At 48.8% G+C, this 17,950-nt stretch carries 14 protein-coding genes and 2 pseudogenes; 9 read left to right on the top strand and 7 right to left on the bottom strand.

All coding sequences use genetic code 11. From position 1 onward, the window contains the following. Window positions 1–168: 168 nt before the first annotated feature. Entirely contained in the window at window positions 169–1,470 is a 1,302-nt protein-coding gene (rstB, locus tag HV261_RS15100; RefSeq protein WP_202038708.1) for a two-component system sensor histidine kinase RstB, read from the top strand. A 73-nt stretch (window positions 1,471–1,543) separates the two neighbouring features. Continuing rightward, entirely contained in the window at window positions 1,544–2,473 is a 930-nt protein-coding gene (tus, locus tag HV261_RS15105; RefSeq protein WP_202038709.1) for a DNA replication terminus site-binding protein, read from the top strand. Here the strand turns inward: tus and fumC are convergent. Then, complete coding sequence (gene fumC, locus HV261_RS15110) at window positions 2,470–3,873, bottom strand: class II fumarate hydratase (protein WP_202038710.1); 1,404 nt, start codon at window positions 3,871–3,873, stop codon at window positions 2,470–2,472. The genes tus and fumC overlap by 4 nt on opposite strands. Window positions 3,874–4,014: 141 nt before the next feature. Next, window positions 4,015–5,661 (bottom strand): class I fumarate hydratase, encoded by a 1,647-nt coding sequence (gene fumB / locus HV261_RS15115; protein ID WP_202038711.1) that lies wholly within the window; start codon window positions 5,659–5,661, stop codon window positions 4,015–4,017. Window positions 5,662–5,924: 263 nt separating this feature from the next. Between fumB and manA the strand changes: the two genes are divergently transcribed. Then, entirely contained in the window at window positions 5,925–7,100 is a 1,176-nt protein-coding gene (gene manA, locus HV261_RS15120) for a mannose-6-phosphate isomerase (protein ID WP_202038712.1), read from the top strand. 107 nt (window positions 7,101–7,207) lie between these two features. Beyond that, window positions 7,208–8,716 carry a YdgA family protein gene (locus tag HV261_RS15125; RefSeq protein WP_202038713.1) on the top strand — a complete coding sequence of 503 codons (1,509 nt, stop codon included), beginning with the start codon at window positions 7,208–7,210 and terminating at the stop codon, window positions 8,714–8,716. A 57-nt stretch (window positions 8,717–8,773) separates the two neighbouring features. Here the strand turns inward: HV261_RS15125 and HV261_RS15130 are convergent, their stop codons facing one another. Continuing rightward, window positions 8,774–9,802 carry a Mal regulon transcriptional regulator MalI gene (locus HV261_RS15130; protein WP_137381259.1) on the bottom strand — a complete coding sequence of 343 codons (1,029 nt, stop codon included), beginning with the start codon at window positions 9,800–9,802 and terminating at the stop codon, window positions 8,774–8,776. Between the two features lie 169 nt (window positions 9,803–9,971). Here HV261_RS15130 and malX point away from each other — a divergent pair. The 5 genes and pseudogenes from malX to HV261_RS15155 form a co-directional block, all read left to right on the top strand. Beyond that, window positions 9,972–11,102, top strand: a pseudogene (gene malX, locus HV261_RS15135) (PTS maltose transporter subunit IICB); the annotation flags it as partial. An 85-nt stretch (window positions 11,103–11,187) separates the two neighbouring features. After that, a complete protein-coding gene (locus tag HV261_RS15140) occupies window positions 11,188–12,957 on the top strand; it encodes a recombinase family protein (protein WP_013096884.1) in 1,770 nt (589 codons plus the stop codon). A gap of 558 nt (window positions 12,958–13,515) precedes the next feature. Continuing rightward, window positions 13,516–14,277: a lysozyme inhibitor LprI family protein gene (locus HV261_RS15145; protein ID WP_023280005.1), complete on the top strand. Its 762-nt coding sequence runs from the start codon at window positions 13,516–13,518 to the stop codon at window positions 14,275–14,277. Next, window positions 14,267–14,635 (top strand): hypothetical protein, encoded by a 369-nt coding sequence (locus tag HV261_RS15150; protein WP_023280004.1) that lies wholly within the window; start codon window positions 14,267–14,269, stop codon window positions 14,633–14,635. Before HV261_RS15145 ends, HV261_RS15150 begins: the two co-directional genes overlap by 11 nt. Beyond that, window positions 14,619–15,215 carry a hypothetical protein gene (locus HV261_RS15155; protein WP_016537359.1) on the top strand — a complete coding sequence of 199 codons (597 nt, stop codon included), beginning with the start codon at window positions 14,619–14,621 and terminating at the stop codon, window positions 15,213–15,215. The genes HV261_RS15150 and HV261_RS15155 overlap by 17 nt, the downstream gene beginning before the upstream one ends. A 157-nt stretch (window positions 15,216–15,372) precedes the next feature. On the opposite strand, the gene HV261_RS15160 is transcribed toward HV261_RS15155, so the two are convergent. From HV261_RS15160 to HV261_RS15170, 4 genes and pseudogenes are all read right to left on the bottom strand, one after another. After that, window positions 15,373–16,062 (bottom strand): VIT1/CCC1 transporter family protein, encoded by a 690-nt coding sequence (locus HV261_RS15160; protein ID WP_000549951.1) that lies wholly within the window; start codon window positions 16,060–16,062, stop codon window positions 15,373–15,375. A 134-nt stretch (window positions 16,063–16,196) separates the two neighbouring features. Beyond that, window positions 16,197–16,778 (bottom strand): cytochrome b/b6 domain-containing protein, encoded by a 582-nt coding sequence (locus tag HV261_RS15165; RefSeq protein WP_001004932.1) that lies wholly within the window; start codon window positions 16,776–16,778, stop codon window positions 16,197–16,199. A 94-nt stretch (window positions 16,779–16,872) separates the two neighbouring features. Beyond that, window positions 16,873–17,103, bottom strand: a pseudogene (locus HV261_RS27725) (IS3 family transposase); the annotation flags it as partial. A 463-nt stretch (window positions 17,104–17,566) separates the two neighbouring features. After that, window positions 17,567–17,941: a cytochrome b562 gene (locus HV261_RS15170; protein WP_013096889.1), complete on the bottom strand. Its 375-nt coding sequence runs from the start codon at window positions 17,939–17,941 to the stop codon at window positions 17,567–17,569. Window positions 17,942–17,950 lie beyond the last annotated feature (9 nt).

The following is a 17,950-nucleotide window of genomic DNA, read 5'->3' on the forward strand; positions in this document are numbered from 1 at the left end:
TCGCTCATAAGAATGCAGAAATGGTTTATACCGTGTAATCTGCCAGGATAAGTGCGTTGATGGTGGTCGGATTGATATTCCCCCGTGCGTCAGTGGATACAGTGATACCGTCCACCTGCTTCGGGGGCAACTGCACATTAGCTAACCTATTGAGTGTTCGGTGACTTTATGAAAAAGCTGTTTGTGCAGTTTTATCTCTTGTTGTTTGTCTGTTTTCTGGTGATGACCCTGCTGGTTGGCCTGGTGTACAAATTCACCGCCGAACGTGCGGGCAGACAGTCGCTCGACGATTTGATGAAAAGCTCGCTGTATCTGATGCGCAGCGAATTACGCGAAATCCCACCGCGTGACTGGGGGAAAACCCTGAAAGAGATGGATTTAAATCTGTCTTTTGATCTTCGCGTAGAACCGTTGAATAAATACCATCTGGATGCTCCCACTATGCAACGCTTACGGGAAGGCGATATCGTTGCACTCGACGATCAGTACACCTTTATTCAACGAATCCCGCGCAGCCACTATGTTCTTGCCGTCGGCCCGGTACCTTATCTCTATTTCCTGCACCAGATGCGCTTGCTGGACGTCGCGCTGATGGCCTTCATTGCTATTTCATTGGCCTTCCCTGTGCTGATCTGGATGCGCCCACACTGGCAAGAGATGCTGAGACTGGAGGCCGCTGCGCAGCGTTTTGGTGAAGGGCATCTTAATGAGCGGCTGCACTTTGACAGCGGCTCAAGCTTTGAGCGTCTGGGCGTGGCGTTTAACCAAATGGCAGACAATATCAATGCCCTGATTGCCAGTAAAAAACAGCTGATTGACGGCATTGCCCATGAGCTTCGCACACCGCTGGTGCGATTGCGTTACCGCCTGGAGATGAGCGATAACCTTACCGAGCAGGAATCGCAGGCGCTAAACCGCGATATTGGTCAACTGGAAGCGTTAATTGAAGAATTGCTCACCTATGCTCGTCTGGATCGGCCGCAAAATGAGCTAAAACTCAGTGTTCCGGACCTGCCCGTGTGGCTAACAACCCATCTGGAAGATGTACAAAGCGTCAATCCTGATCGTGCGGTACGGCTGCGCCATCTTCAGATCGGAGATTACGGCGCACTGGATATGCGTTTGATGGAGCGTGTGCTGGATAATTTGTTAAACAACGCTCTGCGTTATTGCCAGTCTACGGTTCAAGCCAGCCTGCAACTCAATGGGCGTCAGGCAACGCTGATCGTTGAAGATGATGGACCCGGTATCACGCCAGCTGCGCGCGAGCAAATTTTTGAACCGTTTGTACGTCTGGACCCCAGCCGTGACCGGGCGACAGGTGGCTGCGGGCTCGGCCTCGCCATCGTCCACTCCATCGCTCTGGCTATGGGCGGTACGGTGGTCTGTGATGAAAGTGAACTGGGTGGCGCCCGCTTCTCCTTCAGTTGGCCTGTCTGGCATAACATACCTGAATTTTCAGCTGCCTGACCTACCCTGCTCGGTGGTCAGGCTGAGCGTCTTGTGTTATAAAAAAGTATGTTGTAACTAAAATGGTAAACCTATGGCTCGCTACGATCTCGTTGAACGCTTAAACGGAACCTTTCGCCAGATGGAACAAGAACTGGCACACCTCATCGGGCAATTGCAACAGCAGACGCTGCTGATTGCTCGCGTGTTCTCTTTGCCGGAAGTGGTGAAAGAGGCTGAACACGCGCCACTGGAAACCATTGACGTTAAACAGCACTTGGGTAAAGAGGCGGAAAGCCTGGCACTACGCCACTATCGCCACCTGTTTATTCAACAGCAGTCCGAGAATCGCAGTAGCAAAGCGGCTGTCCGCCTGCCGGGGGTACTCTGCTATCAGGTGGATACCGCCACTCAAGTCGTGCTGGAAGAGCAAATACAACGTATTAATCAGCTTAAAACCACCTTTGAGCGCATTGTCACCGTCGAGTCTGGTCTGCCATCGGCCGCGCGTTTTGAATGGGTGCACCGCCACCTACCGGGGCTGATTACGTTGAACGCCTATCGGACGCTAACGGTCGTCAGAGAACCGGCTACCCTGCGATTTGGCTGGGCCAACAAGCACATTATTAAGAACCTGACGCGTGATGAGGTGCTGCAACAACTGGAAAAGAGCCTGACATCACCGCGCAGCGTGCATCCGTGGACACGCGAAGAGTGGCAGGCCAGGCTTGAGCGCGAATACCAGGACATCGCTGCCCTGCCACAACAGGCAAAATTGAAAATCAAACGCCCGGTCAAAGTACAGCCCATCGCCCGTGTCTGGTACAAAGGGCAGAAAAAACAGGTGCAATATGCCTGCCCGACGCCATTAATTGCGCTGATAAATAACGAAAACGGTATGACGGTGCCGGATATCGGAGGATTACTGAACTACGATGCTGACAATGTTCAGCACCGTTTTAAACCTCAGGCGCAACCGTTAAGACTGATTATCCCACGGCTGCACCTGTATGTAGCGGATTAACGACCCGGTCGCATGCTACCGACCATCAGTTCCGGGCGGACCCAACTGTCGAATTCGGCCTCGGTTAAATATCCCAGCGCCAGGGCTGACGCTTTTAAGGTCAGTCCTTCTTTATGCGCCTTTTTAGCAATCTCAGCCGCTTTATCGTAGCCAATATGGGTGTTTAGCGCGGTTACCAGCATCAGTGACTCGTTGAGCAACTGATCAATGCGTTCACGATTTGGCTCGATCCCTGTCGCACAGTGCTCGTTGAAGCTATCCATGCCATCAGCTAACAGGCGAACCGATTGCAGGAAGTTATAGATAACCATCGGGCGATAGACGTTAAGTTCAAAATTCCCTGACGCCCCACCGATATTAACGGCAACATCGTTACCCATGACCTGACAGCACAGCATAGTCAGGGCTTCACATTGTGTCGGGTTGACCTTACCCGGCATGATGGAACTGCCCGGTTCATTTTCAGGAATAGAAATTTCGCCAATGCCGCAGCGCGGACCGGATGCCAGCCAGCGTACATCATTGGCGATTTTCATCAGCGATGCGGCCAGGCCTTTGAGCGCACCGTGGGCATGTACCAGTGCATCACAGGTGGCTAGCGCTTCGAATTTATTCGACGCGGTGACAAAAGGTGCAGAGGTCAACACCGCCAGTTCATCCGCAACCCGCTCGGCATATTCCGGGTGAGTGTTCAGCCCGGTCCCTACCGCCGTACCGCCCAACGCCAGTTCAGCAACGTGCGGTAGACTATGTTCGATATGCTTCAGGTTATGTTCCAGCATTGCCACCCAGCCGGAGATCTCCTGGCCCAGCGTCAGGGGCGTCGCATCCTGTAAATGGGTTCTGCCGATTTTGACAATGTCGGCGAAGGCATGCGATTTTTCACGTAACGTGGTGGTCAACACCTTCAGTTGAGGGATCAGATGCTCACGCAGAGCCAACAGCGCGGCGACATGCATTGCCGTGGGAAAAACATCATTTGAACTTTGGCTTTTGTTGACGTCATCGTTCGGATGTATTTTTCGCTCCATCCCCCGCACGCCGCCCAACAATTCGCTGGCCCGGTTTGCCAGCACCTCATTCATATTCATATTGCTTTGCGTGCCGGAGCCGGTCTGCCAGATAGCCAGCGGAAACTCATCGCGATGCTTATCTGCCAGCACCTCGTCTGCAGCCTGCATGATGGCGGAGGCTTTCTCCGCAGCCAGCAACCCCAAATCCTGGTTAACCTTCGCAGCGGCCCGCTTAGTCAGCGCCAGCGCGTGGATCAGCGAGACCGGCATTTTCTCTGTTGAAATGCGAAAATGCTCCAGCGATCGTTGAGTTTGCGCGCCCCAGAGTTTATCGGCCGGAACATCGATCGCACCCATTGAATCATTCTCGCGGCGTACCGTTACCATTACCTGCTCCTTATATTAACAATTGATTAGGTTATGTTTCGACATTGCCCACTTGCATTGGTCTTATGAGTATTAACGAGGAAAAAACTGTCGTTTGGTGGTTCGTGCGGTAAAAAAAACCGCCCCGTAGGGCGGCTGACGTTACTTAACGCAGCGTGCGCACTGCGACGTCTGAATTTGCTGGAAGAAATCGTTGCCTTTGTCATCCACCAGGATAAACGCCGGGAAATCTTCCACTTCAATTTTCCAGATGGCTTCCATCCCCAGCTCGGGGTATTCCACGCACTCCAGACTCTTGATACTGCCCTGGGCCAGCACAGCCGCTGGCCCACCAATGCTGCCTAAGTAGAAACCACCATGCTTATGACAAGCGTCAGTAACCTGCTGGCTGCGGTTTCCTTTTGCCAGCATGATCATACTCCCGCCCGCGGCCTGAAGCTGATCAACATAGGAATCCATGCGACCGGCGGTGGTTGGGCCAAGCGAGCCAGATGCATAACCTTCCGGCGTTTTTGCCGGTCCGGCGTAATAGATTGGGTGATCTTTAACATACTGCGGCAAACTTTCGCCGTTATCCAGCCGTTCTTTCAGTTTCGCATGCGCTATGTCACGTCCAACGATGATCGTACCATTCAGCGACAAGCGGGTAGATACCGGATATTGCGACAACTGCGCCAGAATATCTTTCATCGGGCGGTTCAGGTCGACACGCACCGCTTCGCCTTCGCCTGCCTGACGCAGTTCTTCCGGGATATATTTGCCAGGATTGTGTTCCAGTTTTTCGATCCAGATACCTTCGCGGTTGATCTTAGCTTTGATGTTTCTATCAGCTGAGCAAGAAACACCCATACCAACCGGACACGACGCGCCGTGACGCGGCAGGCGGATCACGCGGATGTCATGAGCGAAGTACTTCCCGCCAAACTGCGCGCCCAGTCCCAAATTCTGCGCTTCAATCAGCAGTTCTTTTTCCAGTTCAACATCACGGAATGCCTGACCGTGCTCGTTACCTTCGGTCGGCAGCTCATCGTAGTATTTCGCCGAAGCCAGTTTCACCGTTTTCAGCGTGGCTTCTGCGGACGTTCCGCCAATCACAAACGCGATGTGGTACGGCGGGCAAGCTGCGGTTCCCAGCGTACGCATCTTCTCCACCAGGTAATTTTTTAATTTGCCTGGTGTGAGCAGCGCTTTGGTTTCCTGGTACAGATAGGTTTTGTTCGCTGAACCGCCGCCTTTGGCAATACACAGGAATTTGTATTCATCACCGTCGACGGTATACAAGTCAATCTGTGCTGGCAGATTGGTACCGGTGTTCACCTCTTTGTACATATCCAGCGCAGCGTTTTGTGAATAGCGCAGGTTATCTTCGATGTAGGTGTTATAAACCCCACGCGCCAGCGCCGCTTCGTCACCGCCGCCGGTCCAGACACGCTGTCCTTTTTTACCCACGATTATCGCTGTGCCGGTGTCCTGACATGTCGGCAGAATGCCCTTTGCCGCGATATCAGAGTTACGCAGGAATTGCAGGGCAACATATTTATCGTTTTCGCTGGCCTCCGGGTCGCGCAGAATGTCTGCAACCTGCTGCTGATGTGCAGGACGCAGCATAAACGATGCGTCATGGAACGCCTGGCGCGCCAGCAAAGTTAAGGCCTCTGGCGCAACTTTGACAATCTCCTGCCCTTCAAATTCGGCAACGGAAACATGGTCGCTGGTCAGCAGATAGTATTCGGTATCATCCTTTTTGAGGGGAAAAGGATGCTGATAATGAAAGGGTTTGTTTGACATTGTGCTCTCACTTACTGCTCGGTCTGGTTATTCTCTGGGCAGATGTTCCATTGCCCTGCTTCCCTGGCGCAGATCGGGTTGTAGAAGGTATGGCTTTCTGCAACCTGAATTACTCAGGGTATTAAAAGCGAGTCACCATATCCTACACAATTTTTTAACAAAAACTGAGACTAGTACGACTTTTTGCACGTGCAGGTTACTTCGTCCGGGGTTTCTTGGTTTAATAGCCAGAGATTTTTCAACATTGAAACAGGGCATTGATAATGCAAAAACTGATCAACTCAGTGCAACACTACGCCTGGGGAAGCAAAACTGCGTTAACGGAACTTTATGGCATTGCCAACCCAACCCAGCAGCCAATGGCCGAGCTGTGGATGGGTGCTCATCCGAAAAGCAGCTCTCAGGTTCAAGGGGCCGATGGCCAACCCGTTGCTCTGCGCGATGTTATCGAGCACGATAAATCCGCACTGTTAGGCGATGCCGTAGCAAAACGCTTTGGCGAACTGCCCTTCCTGTTTAAAGTGCTCTGCGCCGCTCAACCGCTTTCTATCCAGGTCCATCCGAACAAGCACAACTCTGAGATAGGATTCGCCAAAGAAAACGCAGCCGGGATCCCAATGGATGCCGCGGAGCGTAACTACAAAGATCCGAACCACAAGCCGGAGCTGGTTTTTGCCCTGACGCCATTCCTGGCGATGAATGCGTTTCGCGAATTCTCTGACATCGTTGCGTTATTACAACCGGTTGCTGGCGCGCATCCTGCCATTGCTCACTTTTTGCAGGAACCCGGTGCCGAACGCCTGAGCTACCTTTTCTCCAGCCTGTTAAATATGCAGGACCAGGAAAAATCGCATGCACTGGCAATACTGAAATCAGCCCTTAACAGCCAGCAAGGCGAACCGTGGCAGACTATTCGCCTTATCGCTGATGTCTACCCGAACGACAGCGGCCTTTTCTCACCACTGCTGCTGAATGTGGTGAAGCTAAATCCTGGCGAAGCGATGTTCCTGTTCGCCGAAACGCCGCACGCCTATCTGCAAGGTGTGGCACTTGAGGTCATGGCAAACTCAGATAACGTGCTGCGTGCTGGGCTGACGCCAAAATATATTGATATTCCGGAGCTGGTGGCCAACGTTAAATTTGTCGCAAAACCGGCGAACCAACTGTTGACCACTCCGGTCAAAACCGGTGGTGAACTCGACTTCCCGATCCCGGTTGATGATTTCGCCTTCTCCCTGCATGAACTGTCTGCCGGGGAAGCCGTAATTAGCCAGCACAGCGCAGCGATTTTGTTCTGCATAGAAGGTGAAGCGCTCCTGAGCAAAGGCGATCAACGTCTGGTACTAAAACCGGGTGAATCCGCATTTATTAGTGCGAATGAATCGCCAATAAGTGTCAGCGGCGTCGGCCGTTTAGCGCGTGTTTACAACAAGCTCTAGCAAGATACTGATATTTTTAACAACTCTTGCTAAGCTAGTAGAGAGTTAAACACATGTCACTCCTCCAGGCGTTCTCAAACGCCTGGTTTTATTTTATGGATATCGAAATGAAAAAATCGCTGGTAGCTGCGGGTGTGGTGGTTGCGCTGGGTATCGTCTGGACGGGCGGCGCCTGGTACACCGGAAAGAAACTGGAAACGCATCTCGCCGAGATGGTGACGCAGGCAAATGATCAGATCAAACGCTACTCACCAGAGGCAGGAATTGAACTGAGTTATCAAAACTATCAGCGCGGCGTGTTCAATAGCCAACTGCAACTGGTAGTGAAACCCATCGCCGGACAGGAAAACGCATGGCTGAAAGCAGGCCAAACTATCGTTCTGGATGAAACGGTGGATCACGGCCCCTTCCCGCTAACCCAGCTTAAGTCATTGAACCTCATTCCTGCTATGGCTTCGGTGAGAACAACGCTGGTGAACAACGATGTCACTAAACCATTGTTTGATATTGCCAAAGGCGAGTCTCCTTTCGTCATCAACTCCCGTATTAGCTATAGTGGTGACACCCGTTCCGATCTCTCCCTCAAACCGTTGAACTACGAGAAAGGCGACGAAAAAGTGGCCTTTAGCGGCGGGGAATTCCAGTTCACCGCAGATAAAGACGGTAACGCGGTTTCCCTGACGGGCGCTGCGCAAAGCGGTCAGGTTAATGCAGTCAACGAATACGACCAGAAGGTGCAAGTTACCTTTAATAACCTGACAACCGAAGGGTCCAGCAGCGTCGCCAGTTTTGGTGAACGCATCGGTGACCAAAAGCTGGCACTCGATAAGCTGTCGATATCGGTCGAAGGCAAAGAGCTGGCCGTGCTGGAAGGCATGGGTATTGATGGTAAATCCGATCTGATTAACGATGGAAAAACCGTGAACAGTCAGCTGGATTACACCCTGAACAGCCTTAAATTACAGGGCCAGGATTTGGGTAGCGGTAAGCTGACGCTGAAAGTGGGTCAGATTGACGGTGAAGCCCTGCATCAGTTCAGCCAACAGTACAGTGCCCAAACCAAGGCGCTGATGTCGCAGATTGATGTCGTCCAAAACCCAGAGCTGTATCAGCAGAAAGTCACGGAAGCATTCTTTAATGCGCTGCCCATTCTGATGAAGGGTGAACCCGTAATCACCATTGCGCCGTTAAGCTGGAAAAATGCGAAAGGCGAAACGACGTTTAACCTGTCGCTGCTGCTCAAAGATCCAACTGCGACCAAAGAAGAGCCACAAACGCTGGCTCAGGAAGTGGATCGCTCCGTCAAATCACTGGACGCGAAGCTGACTATTCCTGTGGATATGGCGACTGAGTTCATGACACAGATAGCCAAAATTGAAGGTTATCAGCAGGAGCAAGCCGCGGGGCTGGCGAAACAGCAGGTCAATGGTCTGGCTGCGATGGGGCAGATGTTCCGCATTACCACGATGCAGGACAACACCATCGGCTCCAGCCTGCAGTACACCAATGGCCAGGTAACGCTCAACGGGCAGAAGATGCCGCTGGATGAGTTTGTTGGTATGTTCGGTATGCCGACCCTTGGCGAACCGGATGCTCCGGCTGTTCCCCAACAGTAATTCTTCTCTGAACCCAGCCCGATAATACCGGTTATCGGGCTTTTGATCTTCGGCAAGCTACTTCTGCGTCACCAGTCGGGCGGAAAGCGTCAGATTGCGGGAATGGCTGTCATCATGACCAATACGCTGCAGTATACGTTCAGCCAGGGTATAACCCATTTCGCGTGCCGGGGTACTGGCCCAGATAATAGGAATGTCATCCAGCGCGTTTTCCGCCACATCCGCAAATCCCGCCAGTGAAACTTGTTGTTCAAAATAGCGATCGACGCCAATTTCACCGCTCTGCCGCCCCGCTCTCATCAGACCAAACCAGGCGCCAACGGCGATGGTTTCGTTGTAACACACAACGGCGCTGATCGTCGGGTTGCGGCGTAACAGTGCAGTAACGGCTTCGGCTGCCTGCTTCTGACTGGATGAACACTCCAGAACCCAATCACTATGAAACGGTAAACCATATTTTAGCAGCGTCGCACAATAGCCGCCGACACGCTCCGCGCGGGTTAAAGAAGAACTCTGTCCACCCAGCCACGCGATTCGCTGGTGACCGTGCCGAATGAGATGCTCAACCAACAATTGCGCTGCCTGCATGTTGTCGGGGCGGACCGTGTCGACGTCATCCAGGTAACTGGCTCGTGAGGCAAATACGACAGGAATCCCTTTTTCTTCAGCCAACTGTCGCAGTGCATCACTGCTGTCAGCGGCACCCGCAATGACTACGCCATCCACGCCCTGATTGAGGAGCATCGCGAAACGCTGCGCCAATTGCTCACCATCTTTACCGCCGTGTAAAAGAAAGACCATCCGACCCTGTGCTTCTAATGCTTCCGTCAGGCCTGCCGTCAGTTCAGCATAAAATGGCGCAGACAGATCGCGTACAATCAGCCCGACCACACCACTCTGACCGCCACGCAGCACCGATGCCTGACGATTACGTACGAACCCCAACTGCTCAATGGCAGCGTTTACCCGCTCCCCGGTTGCGGATGAGATACGCCCTTTTCCACTAAGCACCAATGAGACTGTACTGACCGAAACTCCCGCAGCCAGCGCAACATCATGGATGGTTATTTTTTTGGCTATAGCCATAAAAACAGAAAACTCCCTGATAACGTGACGGATAAAACGTTTTATCAATCGGTTATAGTTATACGCCCTATTATCATTCGATAATGTGATTTATACCGCACTAAAATTAGGTAAAACGTTTTATCTTCTCGCCATCATTTGTCACCAAGCTTTCACGAGGAGCCGTTAGATGACGACGAGAACCACCCCCAAAATAACGTTATGGGAATTTTTCCAGCAGTTGGGCAAAACCTTCATGTTGCCCGTGGCTCTGCTCTCCTTCTGCGGGATCATGTTGGGGATCGGCAGTTCGTTAAGCAGCCATGATGTCTTAACGCTGATCCCCGCATTAGGTAACCCGGTGCTTCAGGCTCTTTTTACCTGGATGAGTAAAGTCGGCTCTTTCGCCTTTAGTTTCTTACCCGTGATGTTCTGTATTGCTATTCCTCTCGGTCTGGCGCGCGAGAACAAAGGTGTGGCGGCATTTGCTGGGTTTGTTGGCTACGCGGTCATGAACCTTGCCGTTAACTTCTGGTTGACGGCGAAAGGGATTTTACCCACCACAGATGCGGCAATCCTGAAGGCCAATAATATCCAAAACATCCTGGGTATCCAGTCGATCGACACCGGGATCCTCGGGGCCGTCATCGCCGGGATCATTGTCTGGATGCTGCATGAGCGCTTCCACAATATCCGTCTGCCGGACGCATTGGCTTTCTTCGGCGGCACCCGTTTTGTCCCCATCATCTCTTCACTAGTCATGGGGCTGGTTGGGTTAGTTATCCCTCTGATCTGGCCTGTATTTGCGATGGGTATTACCGGGCTTGGCAATATCATCAACAGCGCAGGTGAATTTGGTCCGATGCTATTTGGTACCGGCGAACGTCTTCTGCTGCCTTTTGGCCTGCACCATATTCTGGTGGCCCTCATTCGCTTTACTGAAGCGGGCGGTACCCAGGAAGTGTGTGGTCATAGCGTCAGTGGCGCACTCACTATTTTCCAGGCACAGCTAAGTTGCCCAACCACGCAAGGCTTCTCTGAAAGCGCAACCCGCTTCCTGTCTCAGGGCAAAATGCCGGCATTCCTCGGCGGTTTACCGGGTGCAGCATTAGCGATGTATCACTGTGCTCGTCCTGAGAATCGACATAAAATTAAAGGGTTATTAATTTCTGGTCTGATTGCCTGCGTCATTGGCGGTACCACTGAACCACTGGAATTCTTGTTCTTGTTTGTCGCCCCGGTTCTGTACGTGATCCACGCCTTATTGACCGGCCTCGGCTTTACCGTGATGGCGGTGCTCGGTGTGACTATCGGCAACACTAAAGTAAAATACACCTCATTAAGAATTGAGGCGTAAAAACAGCTATACCTGTCGCCCCAATGGATTACCAAGGAGGTGATGACCAATGTCTGCACATGTTACAATCTTAAGAAATACAGTACTTCCAGTGAAATTCAATACCATGAATCGTCCACGCTTATATTCATATATCCGTTACTCCAGCGAACGACAAGGTAAAGGTAGTTCGATTGAGCGTCAGAAGAGCTACATTGCTGAAATGGCAAAACAGATTGCTACTGAGTACGATCTGGAGATTTTCGAGGAATACCAAGATTTAGGGGTATCCGCGTACAAGGGTAAAAACGTTCAGGAAGGAGCTTTATCGGATTTCATAGACCAAGTTGAATCCGGTTTGATCCCAAAGGGGTCTTTCCTCTTGATTGAATCCCTTGATCGCTTCTCACGCCAGAACGCCATGCAAGCGGTTAACCTTTTCACCAGCTTATTACTTAATGGCATCACGGTAATTACCGGGATTGATAAACAGGTTTACAGACAGACTGAAGTAAACACCGAGACATTGCAGCAACTGATGTTTAGCGTGATGTTGTTCAGCCGTGCAAACGAAGAAAGTTCAACCAAATCACACCGCACCATTGCAAGTGCTCTGTCCAAGATCAGACGTCACCAGGAACGGAAACCAGGTGATCCTGTAGTCGCAATTAAAGAGTTAGGCTCGGATAAATGGTGGACAGATTCAAGTACTGGATATGTCAATCCGCATCCAGTCCTGTTCCCCATAGCAAAAAAAATTATCCAGTTAAAACAAGACGGTTGGTCAAATCGGATGATCCTTCAACATCTGAAAAACAACTACGATGGACCGGTTATTGGCAACAAAAAATCAAAAGGTATATGGAATATGCAGCATTGTTCCAGAATCCTTGAACCTGCCATTTATGGACGAAAAGTAATCACTGTAAACAATGCAGAATACGTTCTGGATGATTATTACCCTGCGATCATCAGCAAAGATGAATATGAAGCGTTAAAGCTCCAAGTTGGAAACAAAGGATTTGCCCCGAATCGCGAGAGTAATCCAGAAATACCATTACTTTCCGGTATTGGTATTTTGCACTGTGCGCACTGCTCATGTTACATGGTTAAGGCTAAATCAACCCTTAAAAACCATCCACATGCTTACCGTTACCAATGTGCATCCAGAGATTTACATCAAGATTGTAATAAGTGGGGATTCAGGGCAAGCACCCTTGAAAGGACGATTTTACAACTAATAGCCGATAGAATATTCTTACAGACGAAATATCAACCATCTGGTTTAGAAGGGAAAATAGCGGACATACAATCGCAAATTGAGAACTATGTATTGGCTATAGGTTCAGCTAAAAGCCCTGAGATCATTAATAGCCTCACTTCGCAAATTGATCAACTAGAACAAGAAAAACAAAGTCTGATAGTGGAAAAAAGACTATACGATGAATCAATCGTGCAAATGAACACTGAAGGTTGGGACAAGTTCAGGAAGTTTGACATTGATGACGCACTTAACCCTTTACGCACAAAAATAAGAGCAAACATTAAGACCGTTATTATGCGCGTAGATTGCTCCAGAATAGATAAGAAACACAACTTGTTTACCATCACATACCGCGATCAGCATAAACAGCGTATCGTTATCGAAAACAACTCAGGCTGGAAGAAGGGTAAGATTTATGTTGAAGCGCAGACTATCAACGATATTCAAATTCTTGAATCTGAAGGTTTGATACTGCATGACCATATTGACATATTGATCAACCGAGACAAGTTCATGACGGAAGCGAAAAAACGACTAGATCATCCCCGAACACTGATCGATGAACTGACGGAATAAAGGTAAGTGTTAGTGCCATTGTAAAATTGCCCCACAGAAATGTTAGCGTAATCCATCGCTATATAGCCATGAATCGCTCTGTATCTTGTCAGAGCGATTAAAGCAGACTTCAGGCATCGTTCAATATAAAACCCCCGTAAAACTTGATACAGAGCGTTGTAGAGCAAGGGTTCAAAATTACATCGTATTCATTCTGTCTACGAACTGTACTTATTGCACCGCTCCTTATCGAAACACCTCTATGGTTGCCGGAAACCCCGCACAAAGTAGATTGTTATGTCTTTCAATCGCAGTATTCAAGACTAACCGCTGCCCGCCGCCCGACGTTAACACCAAGCATATGAACCATTTTAAAACCCTTTAAAAACAATACCCTTCGCATCTTCCCCCTCTTCTCCCCATGTTAATCGATCGTTTTTACAGATCAATTATACGATATTGATAGATTTCATAGATCAATGTAAGATCATGATTCTTCGGTTAGTGTTTCTCGTAAACAAGACTCACGGAATGAATACTCTGTCCACGATGGAGTGCGAAAGAAAGAAGGTATCCAGAATGACAATTCTTATTAAAACGTTAAAAATCATGGCGTCAGGTGTTGTTTTCGTTTCAGGTTTAACCACCGCCTCCAGTACCGTGTATTTCTTGCCAGAGGCAAAATCAATGGGTGTCGCCAGCAGCGACAAAAACGCACTGATGTTTCTCGGGATGGACAGGGATGTAAATCTGAAGGGAATATGCTTCGCGATGACAAAGCAATCATCATCAATCGTTCCGCTGGTAGATATCACTGCTACAACTGATAACGGCAGATTCACGATGCACGGGTTACGCCCTAATGTCAGTGATTCTAAAGAAGTCGCTTGTTCCTTCGGGTCCGAAGCTGGTGATTTCTTGACTGCCATTTCGAAGTCAACAACCGTTAACGTGAAGCTGGACTTCAATGGCGAGATCCGCAATTACAGTTTCGACACTACAGAGTTCGGAAAGGTATTGACTGCGAATGGGCAAGCCGTGGGGGAAAAAGCAGCTAAAGACTACGCTCAGGGAGTACGTGCACCCGTTTTCTATAGCAGCGGTAGCGAAGCTCCCAAAAACAATGCAGTAACCTCAAACGTCGATACACACAGTTATAAAGCAAGCGATGAGAAACTTAATTCGGTCTGGAAAAGCCTTAGCCCTGAAACCCGAAAACGATTGCTTCCTTCTCAAAGAGAATGGATAAAGCACAAATCCGGCTGCAATAATGAACAGAAATGTCTTACCGACATGACGAACAATCGCATTCGTGAACTGGAGTCTGAATATGGAAAATAATGCACTGACTTTGGTTTTAAAAAACGATTGGGTAGCATCGTCTTCTGGTAATACCTATACCGGAAAATACACAGTTGGACGGTTTCACCTGACAGATGCGTTCATCGTTGTGTATATGAAGCTGATACATGGAATTGAAATACCCGATTTATGGGTCAGTAGCAGTTTCACTAACATACCAGATACCGATACCCGTAGGGTTATGTATATGGAAGGCTGTGATATGTTATCGAAAGATACAATGAACGAAATCCGTAATGCAGTGAAGTCCCCGCCTGACAAGCTGAAAATATATCGTAATGGAGAGCGTATTGTTAAGATAGAAGTTATGGAAGAACGAAATGAAATCACCCTATGAACGTTATATTAAAATAGCAGTCATAACCGTCGCAATAGCCTACGGCATCAATCTCCTTTACGGGCTGACGCCCCCCCCATATCAGCCTAAAACCCCCGAAGTGAAGGCCAAGGTAAATGCTGATACCGTAACTCAGCAACAACCTGAGCAACCATCCAAACCATCGATAATCGATATACTTCCGCGAATGTATACAACAGGGGAAGTTTATGCGCGGTTTGAACAACATGAATTCAGGGCAACAAATGACTTCAAAAAATGTCAGTTAATGGTAACAGGAAAAATAACTGGTATCGGTACTGTTACTTTCAGAAAAAATCCTGTAGTAACATTGGGTATTCCCGGTTCAGATGAAGGCCTGAAGTTCATATTTGAAGATACGAATTACAATAACGATAAAGTTGCTGCATTGAATATTGGGGATCTGATTATAATCGCCGGGAAGAATGCACGACCTGGAACCTTTGGTGGTATCTTTCTTGATGACTCGAAGATAATGACTGATATGATTTCAAAGAAGAAACGACAAATTTTGGTTGTCAATGGTGGCGTTTACGACCGGGAAATTTGCCAGAAGTAGCGTTGTCCTTGCCCTTGAAATGGAGGGGGAGAATCCCCTCCATCACCCCTTCAACAGGTATTGGCGCAAGCAGGAATCGAGTTTGAAGGGAGCTGCATTGCAAATTGTTTTGCGAAGCATCGCCAGTAAGATGGTACACGAATTGTGCTTCATAACATTAAAGCAGGGCCTGCCCTGCAAAATGACCAATCCCCATAGACAAAAGCATAGCCATGGTACTCCAGAACGTAATTCTTATGATCGCCCTGACAGGAGAGGCTTTACTCAAAACCGAAGATATATAGCCAAGGACCGCCAGTGAAAAAAGGGTGGAAAGGATTATCAACAAAAAAGCCAGTTTCAGAGGGGAGAGCCATGCCACGATTAAGGGTAACACCGCACCAGCGGAAAAACTCAGGGCAGAAAAGACAGCTGCCTGTAGGGGCTGTGCAGAATTTATATCCGTCAACCCCAGTTCTTCACGGGCATGAGCATCCAGGGCATCTTTGACCATAAGTTGCTCCGCAACCTGCCGGGCAAGCTCTGGCTCCAGTCCACGTTGCATATAAAGTGAAGTCAGTTCCCGCACCTCTCCCTGATAATCAGTTTCCAGCTCCCTTTTTTCCTGGGCAAGTGCTGCGTTTTCGGTATCCGCCTGAGATGAGACGGAAACATATTCCCCTGTAGCCATTGACATAGCTCCGGCAACCAGTCCTGCAACACCTGCAAGTAAAACACCGGAAGGACTGCTATTTGCAGATGCAACCCCAAGAACAAGGCTCGCTGTCGAAACAATTCCGTCATTTGCCCCCAGTACAGCTGCCCTCAGCCATCCCACTTTTTCGATACTATGTCGTTCAAGATGCATATATTTTTTCCTTCAAATACGCATACTCATCGGAATTACGGATAAATAGAAAATGCATTGACGGATAAATGCGCGGTTATAGTCTGTTTTAGCCAACCATTACAGGGCATCTTATCCATCATAAACCTACAGCACTATTCGGTAACGGGATTTTTCCTTTGGCTACGAACGGTGAGGAAGATATGCAGCAACCCCATCGCACCATGTGCCCAGAAATAGGTTTCAATAAATACAGTCAGAAACTTATGCACATGCAGGACGGTTTCTGTCAGCACAGGTGACGTGCCAAGAGCAGTATTGAGAGCAAACCAGAATCCACCACATAATGCAACGCCCAATAGTGCAAGTACACCAAGCCCCTGAACCAGAGCAGCAATCCCACCAGCATGAGCTTCAGGAAGACGGAATGATATCAGCATTTTGATATCTTCAACCACACCTCGAAAATCAAGGACCACCCAGGCAAAATAGTAACGAAATCCTCGTTGTGTCAGCATCCATGCAAGCATGACAAACCCAAGGACAATCAGTGATAACCCAGTGATAACATGGAACCATGTTACGAACCCAGTGAGAGTATAGTCACTAAGCGCATCGCTTTCGGTAAGGTTTGAATTAATAATCTGCAATAAAATCAATACAGCTACGATGATATGCAGCACACGTAGAAATGGTGTGTTTTTGTGAGGAAGAGCATTACGTAAATTTTCGTTCATAATTTAGCCACTTTTTTAAGGTTGGTTGACCACTCAATATTATGCCTTTTTATTAATGATAACCTTAACTTCTCAAAACCAAGATGCACTCAGTAATATCCAAACCATGTTCAAAGGCCCAGTACTCGACAGGTAAATTCAGGTTCCTGAGTGGTTCTTATCGTCGCCAGATAGCCACGAAACAACGCAATGCTGTACAGAATGCTTATATCTGAACGCTTGAAATTCCAAAAGCGACGTGGATCGTACGGCACTTAATCCGACGACCGATGAAGAGTGCAGCCATGACAAAATCCATTCACCAAGCCACATTAGGTGACGTCGGAAATGATCTTCTTACGGCAAAGCACATGGCTTAGAATCCCTGTTCCAGCCTCGAAGAGGATACTGATGATTTATTTGCCGGAAAAAAGCATCTTAATGAGGGTCTCATACCGATGATGAAGACATTACGGGCATCAGTGTGTTAATCAACGGGGAGCAGGTCATCATGACCAACAAACAAAACACAGACTGACGCGTGACCACCAAATATAATTTGGCCCCCTGAATCCACCCCGCGCAACACCAATAGGTACTTAACTTATGTTGAGGCAACAAACTAAAATATGTAGCATTGATAATGCATGTTTGTTACCCCAACATTTTTATATGTATTTTGCAGATAAGATAACGTTGTGAAATTTCCTCACCAGTGCATAGCTATCTGCTTGATTACAGGCACGTGTATCATGTCAGTTCAGGGATATCTTTCCAGCATATCTACCTTCACCGAATAATTCCCGGTCTCAGTCAACACCTAGTTTATTGTGGTATTTTCTCATCAGACTGCCTAGTTTCTGTGCTGCAATTTTCCCGGCGTCAAGACCTTCCTTCTCAGCGGTACTTTCAACGGCAGTTACCTCATCAATTAGAAGTGACATGCCTGCAACATACGTTTCCCTGTCATACCCTTCTACAGGGCTGTTCAGGATGGACTCTGCTGTTGCTTTCAGTTCCCGCATATCTTTCCTGAAGGATGTAACGTCCTCCTCCTTAAGTGCTGCGCGGTAGCTTTTATTCATCATCTTCATGGCATGTTCAACACCGTCAGAACCAGCCATTACACAGGGGGATAAAAGAAGGGTGGCTCCTATCACAACAGTACGCATAATTTTTCTCATAATAGCCTC

This window comes from Citrobacter sp. RHBSTW-00671, assembly GCF_014103415.1.
Lineage (GTDB): Bacteria > Pseudomonadota > Gammaproteobacteria > Enterobacterales > Enterobacteriaceae > Citrobacter.